This is a genomic window from Microcoleus sp. Pol14D4 (assembly GCF_036701245.1).
In the GTDB taxonomy this organism is placed as follows: domain Bacteria; phylum Cyanobacteriota; class Cyanobacteriia; order Cyanobacteriales; family Microcoleaceae; genus Microcoleus.
This window is the reverse complement of sequence record NZ_JAUBQM010000150.1, coordinates 1-5,585: the sequence shown is the minus strand read 5'-3', so window position 1 is coordinate 5,585 and position 5,585 is coordinate 1. Positions and strand designations below refer to the sequence as shown.

The window sequence follows — 5,585 nt, the reverse complement described above, 5'->3', positions numbered from 1 at the left end:
TAATTTTAAATCACCCTAACCTTCCGTCAGTCCTATCCTATGGTACTCTCGCTGCTTAAAAACTGTCCGAAGTATTGGTGGATTCAAATTTATTATATCTCGCCCAAATCGCAAAATAATGATACTAAAATTAGAAAAGGTAGGCACATATATTTTTCCTACGCTGAAGGTATGAAAATTTTTAGTCATCAAAGCCAGAACTGCGGAATGTGGGATTAAATTGACTTTTTGTTCAGGGACACGATAAAAATGTAAGTCAAGCCATTGACTGACTCGGACTTGTCCCAACTGTGGATGTTCGTCAATTTCGATCGCAGTATCCGCTTCGAGCCATGTGTTTGGGTGATTCAGCCTCATTTTTTGCCCGTGTTTTCGTGGCCTGCCACGGCCACTATATGCTGGTGGCGCTGACCACTTTCCAGGTATTCTTTCGGACTCGCATTAAGCAATCAGCTTGAATGTCTGCTTGCGCTAGTACCCAATTTGCATTGCCATATTCTCGGTCTAAGACTGCTAATACTGGGTTGACGCTTTGTTCACAGACAAGTTTGAGTTGGGAAGCTGCTGGAAGTATGGGTGAAGACCCACTACTGATTCTTTCATGAAGTAGGGGTAATGCCCAACTTCCTTGAGCTTCAGGTATCCAGGCAATGGTACTGTACCCCTGTCCAATAATTACGCCCCTCTGATATTCATGGGTTCTGTCTTTTAAGGTTTTGGCGGATGGTCTCCCCCACGCAGTATGATCGATCGCCACTAATATACAGCAATTTCCAGGTTTATGGAGTACGGTTGCAAGGGTTTGTCAACCATTTTGGTAAGTGTTTGGGATTAAGGTGTACTCTATTTGCGTGGAATCTGCTGTATGTTCTGTTGCAGGTACTTGCTGTTCTAATTGCTCTCGATATAACTCCATCAGTTTTTTTCGGTCTGGCTTACAGTCTTGTAAGGCTTCATAGATACTTGACCATTGTCGATTGAATAGCGGGCTGAGTGAAAATTCCGCTAAACATGACGCATTCGGAGTGGTCATCACTGCATCCATCAGCTCGAATGTGGCATCTTTCGCTTTCACCAATAACTCGTATGCTGCTTGACGAAAGTCTTTTAATCGTTCACTGTTCATTTAGGGAGTGGATAGGTTTTATTTTTCACCCTCATTCTCTCCCGGCGCGGTGGCTCAAGTTCTTCTTTTGCCACCGTTCTCATCTTTAGTTAGTCTAAACTACAGTGACTTTAATCCAATCGAATTATGGTGGTCACAACTCAAAGCTTTTTTACGTAAATTTTCGCCCACTACTACCAAGATGGTTGATGTTTTACTAGCTACGGCGCTTGACGCGGGTTAATCCACAGCACTTTAAAAACTGGTTTACAAGCTGCTGCTACTGTACTTCATAAACCTGGAATCCGCTGTATATACTCTTTTGGTGGGTTTAACCTTCCATAGTGTGTCCTGCCCCATTTCTGGGATGAGTTTTACCCGTTGTTCAGGTGTTAATGCTACCTCCTTGTTCACACCTGCTGTTCGTTTTCCTTGATTCAGTTGGATAACTTTACGCAATGACAAAATTAGATTATCGAAGCTTCTTAACATCAGTTTTGTGAGGCTTATGACCTGATTCCACTGACCGTTCTGTGTGGCACGATAAATCCGTTTCTTCAGATTCTTAACATTCTTGACGATTGATTTCCATTCAATCTGTGACTAGTAGTTAAGTTGTCCAGAGTCTCCGATAACCATAGTGGTTTCCATCTTTCAATCTCCGTTTAGTTTCTTTGAATCCTGTTTATAGTTTAAGACATGTCAGAAGTGGGCTACCATTTTCAGGCGGTGTCATGTTGGGATATTCCTCAACCCTTATCCTCTGCATTACACAGGGCGTTCGCTTTCTCTGACTTCCTTTACCCCCTAGACAATTCGGCTGTGATTACTCTTGGCTTACTCTCTTGTTTCGACCTTAAGAGAGAGTCTATTGGGCTTACCGTGTTTCGCTTTTTATGACCTGCGAAAAAGGTTGGGGTTCGACTCATACTCCGATTGCTTTTTGAACTTCTTTATTAGACAGCGAAACTTCTAATAATCAGCTATTTACCTTTTGGTTAAGGTGTTCCAGCCTGATTTCACTTTTTCGTGTATCACGGAGCTAGATTAGTCGTTTACTTATCGTTAACCCTTCCTTTTCTTCCTCTTGCATACACTACCGATTTAGGCTATCAGCTTAGATGCTTGTGTGGTCTGCACTCCAACGATTTTATTACTTACTTTCGTTGTGACCGGACTCGGATTGAGTCTTTTACACGAGGACTGAGGAGAAGTACCCCAGAGAGAGACGGCTCTCTACTCATCAAATGCGACTTTGCACGTCGCGCTTCACATTACACAGCCTCTTTCTGAGCTTCAGATAGGGGCTGTGTTGTTTTTGCTGATTAAGTTGCCATACCTGTTAAACTAATTTAGATCGCCCTCAACCCTCAACACGATTTGATGCTATGTGGGACAAAATTGCCGCACACATCTGTGAAACAACCGGAGAAACATTTTCTCTCCACAATCGGCGTTCTGTCAGCGGGGGCTGCATAAATCAAGGCTATTATATCAGCAGCAGTTCCCGCGCTTACTTCGCGAAAATCAATCAAGCTTCCCAAGTCGGGATGTTTGGAGCTGAAGCGCTGGGTTTGCAGCAAATGGGGGAAACCCAGACGATTCGAGTGCCTGAGCCGATTTGCTGGGGAATAGAGGGAAATTCAGCTTATATTGTGCTGGAATGGCTGGATTTGGGAAGTCGCGGTGGCGATCGAGCTTGGGAAGAAATGGGGCGAAAACTCGCCGAAATGCACAACAAATACACCCCCCCCAACCCCCCCTTGCTAAGCGCGAGAGAAGAGCCTAATTCGGGATTGTGGAGGGGAGTTTTTGGGTGGGATATTAATAATACGATCGGATCAACTATACAAATTAATAATTGGACGGCAAACTGGGCAGAATTTTGGGCAGAACATCGGATTGGTTATCAGTTAAAATTGGCTAGGCGTCGGGGCGGTCATTTTCCGCAAGGGGAACGTTTATTAGAGATGATTCCTGAATTGTTAGCTGGTTATGAACCTCAACCCTCGCTAGTTCACGGGGATTTGTGGGGGGGAAATGCGGGGGTGACATCTGCGGGGGAACCGGTGATTTTTGACCCGGCCGCATATTTTGGAGATAGAGAAGTGGATATTGCGATGACGGAGCTATTTGGTGGATTTCCGGCGCAGTTTTACCGGGGATATAATCAGGTTTGGCCTTTGGGTTCAGGGTATGAAGAACGCAAAAATATTTATAACCTGTATCACATTTTAAATCATTTTAATTTGTTTGGTGGGAGTTACGAGTCCCAGGCGAATCAAATGATTAATCGAATTTTGGGTTAGTTAAGAATCAAATTCTTTTTTAACCACAGATGCACGCAGATAAACGCAGATTTAAGGTTTATCTGCGAGGGTTACAAGTTTATTTCTGCTTAGCAGCAGCTTTTTTATTTGCCTCTTTTTCGGCTTTTTTAGCTGCTTTTTCTGCTGCAAGTTTTGCTAACTTAGCTAGCTCTTTTTCCTCAGCAATTTTATCGAGATAGTAGTGGTAATCTCCCAAATAAGGGCGAAATTCTCCATCCCGAATCTCGACAATTTTGTTAGCTACTTGGGAGATGAAATAGCGATCGTGCGAAACGATTATTACGGTACCGTCATAATTCTGAATCGCTTCTTCCATCATCTCTTTCGCCGGAATGTCGAGGTGATTTGTAGGTTCGTCCAAAATTAGCAAATTCACAGGAGTCAACAGCATTTTTGCCAAAGCTAGGCGGGCTTTTTCGCCGCCGCTTAAAGCGCCAACCTGTTTGAATACTGTTTCGCCGGTAAACAAGAACCGCCCCAACAAAGTCCGAACTTCTTCATTTTTCCAGTCGGGTACTTCGTCGTGAATGGTTTCGATCACGCTTTTATTCAAATCTAAGGCTTCTGCCTGATTTTGTTCAAAGTAACCGGGGATGACGTTGTGACCTCCCAATTTGACTGTACCTTCAGAAGGCTTTTCTAAACCCATAATAAGTCGCAGCAGGGTTGATTTTCCCGCGCCGTTGGGGCCGAGAAAGGCTATGCGATCGCCCCTTTCAATTAATAAGTCGGCTCCCAAAAATAGGATTTTTTCGCCGTAGGTGTGCACCAAATCTTCAATTATTGCTACTTCGCGGCCGCTGCGGGGTGCGGGGGGAAAGCGGAAATGCAAAGTTTTTAATCCGCCGGTGGGCGCTTCGATGCGTTCGATTTTGTCTAACTGTTTCTCGCGGCTTTTGGCTTGGGTGCTGCGAGTGGCGCTGGCGCGGAATTTTTCTACGAATGCTTGCTGTTTTTCGAGTTCTTTTTGCTGGCTTTCGTAAGCGCTGAGTTGGGCTTCTCTGGCTTCTGCTTTTTGCAGCAGGTAGGAGGAGTAGTTGCCGAGGTAGGTGCTGGAAACGCCGCGTTCGGTTTCCACGATTTGGGTGCAGAGCCGATCGAGAAATTCCCGGTCATGGGATACGATTACCATCGGAGTTGTCAGCCCTTTGAGGTATACTTCCAGCCATTCGATCGTTTCTAAGTCGAGGTGGTTGGTAGGTTCGTCGAGTAGCAGGATGTCGGGTTTTTGCAGGAGAATTTTGCCCAAACTCATCCGCATTTGCCAGCCGCCGCTGAAGGCGCTGACTAATCGATCGCCATCTTCGGGTTCAAATCCGATTTCTGGTAAAATTTTCTCGATTTGGGCTTCTAAACCGTAGCCGTTTAAGCCCTCAAATTGTCTTTGCAGCCGATCCATTTTGTGGATCAGTTCGTCGAGATTTTCTGGGGAGGAGTTTTCCAAGTCTCGATGGACTTGCATTAGGGATTCATGGACTTCGTTTGCTTCGCTGAAGGCACGCCAAAATTCTTCTTTGACGGTGCGAGTCGGATCTACTTCAAATTCTTGGGAGAGGTAGGCGATGTGTAAGCTGGCAGGGCGAATGACTTCGCCGGCGGTGGGTTCGATTTCGCCGGCGATGATTTTGAGTTGGGTGGATTTGCCGGCACCGTTAACGCCGACTAAGCCGATGCGATCGCCCGGTTTGACTTCCCAGGTGACATCTTTGAGTACGACGCCTGTGGGGTAAATTTTACTGATGTGTTCGAGTCGCAGCATTGTTGTGGAGACTGGGGAAGGGCAGGTTTAGCGGCGGATGGGATGCCGGCGCTGAGGTCGAGTTAATCTTAACAAATTTTAATTATATTTAGCGTCTTGCCAGATTTTGATTTGGTAGGAGTTACGCGAAGAAACGGGGTTTCTCTGAAAAATCGCAGATTCTGGGCTAGAGATATAGGAAGAAGCCGGGTTTCTGGCCTGGATGTGGGTTCAGGACTATTTCGTGGGGCGATCCTCTTCGAGGGCTTCGCTAACGGGCGATCGTGTTGTTTCAGATTGAATTTCTCGAATAATGGTTGAGACTTCTGCACATTAGACATCTCCAAAATAGTAACATTATGTGGTAAAAGAACATAAGAGACCTTTTTTTACACAGAAAGATGAGCGACAT

The 5,585-nt window shown here is 45.3% G+C and carries 5 protein-coding genes; 1 reads left to right on the top strand and 4 read right to left on the bottom strand.

Features of this window, described 5'->3' with window-relative positions; genetic code table 11:
- Positions 1-391 precede the first annotated feature (391 nt).
- The 3 genes from QUA33_RS27320 to QUA33_RS28380 all read right to left on the bottom strand — a co-directional run bounded on the left by QUA33_RS27320 (position 392) and on the right by QUA33_RS28380 (position 1,702).
- Complete coding sequence (locus QUA33_RS27320; RefSeq protein WP_333152802.1) at positions 392-757, bottom strand: hypothetical protein; 366 nt, start codon at positions 755-757, stop codon at positions 392-394.
- Between the two features lie 48 nt (positions 758-805).
- Positions 806-1,126, bottom strand: a complete 321-nt coding sequence (locus tag QUA33_RS27315) for a hypothetical protein (protein ID WP_333152800.1) — start codon at positions 1,124-1,126, stop codon at positions 806-808.
- A 246-nt stretch (positions 1,127-1,372) separates the two neighbouring features.
- The gene (locus QUA33_RS28380; RefSeq protein ID WP_445243288.1) at positions 1,373-1,702 is read right to left on the bottom strand and encodes a reverse transcriptase N-terminal domain-containing protein; all 330 of its coding nucleotides are present in this window, start codon (positions 1,700-1,702) and stop codon (positions 1,373-1,375) included.
- Between the two features lie 791 nt (positions 1,703-2,493).
- On the opposite strand from QUA33_RS28380, the gene QUA33_RS27310 reads away from it, so the two are divergent.
- Positions 2,494-3,414 (top strand): fructosamine kinase family protein, encoded by a 921-nt coding sequence (locus tag QUA33_RS27310; RefSeq protein ID WP_333152798.1) that lies wholly within the window; start codon positions 2,494-2,496, stop codon positions 3,412-3,414.
- 79 nt (positions 3,415-3,493) lie between these two features.
- On the opposite strand, the gene QUA33_RS27305 is transcribed toward QUA33_RS27310, so the two are convergent.
- A complete protein-coding gene (locus QUA33_RS27305) occupies positions 3,494-5,194 on the bottom strand; it encodes an ABC-F family ATP-binding cassette domain-containing protein (protein WP_333152796.1) in 1,701 nt (566 codons plus the stop codon).
- Positions 5,195-5,585 lie beyond the last annotated feature (391 nt).

Bases quoted from the DNA above. Each gene is read 5' to 3' on its own strand.
- QUA33_RS27310 (WP_333152798.1), top strand. From the start codon at position 2,494: ATGTGGGACAAAATTGCCGCACACATCTGTGAAACAACCGGAGAAACA.
- QUA33_RS27305 (WP_333152796.1), bottom strand. From the start codon at position 5,194: ATGCTGCGACTCGAACACATCAGTAAAATTTACCCCACAGGCGTCGTA.
- QUA33_RS27315 (WP_333152800.1), bottom strand. From the start codon at position 1,126: ATGAACAGTGAACGATTAAAAGACTTTCGTCAAGCAGCATACGAGTTA.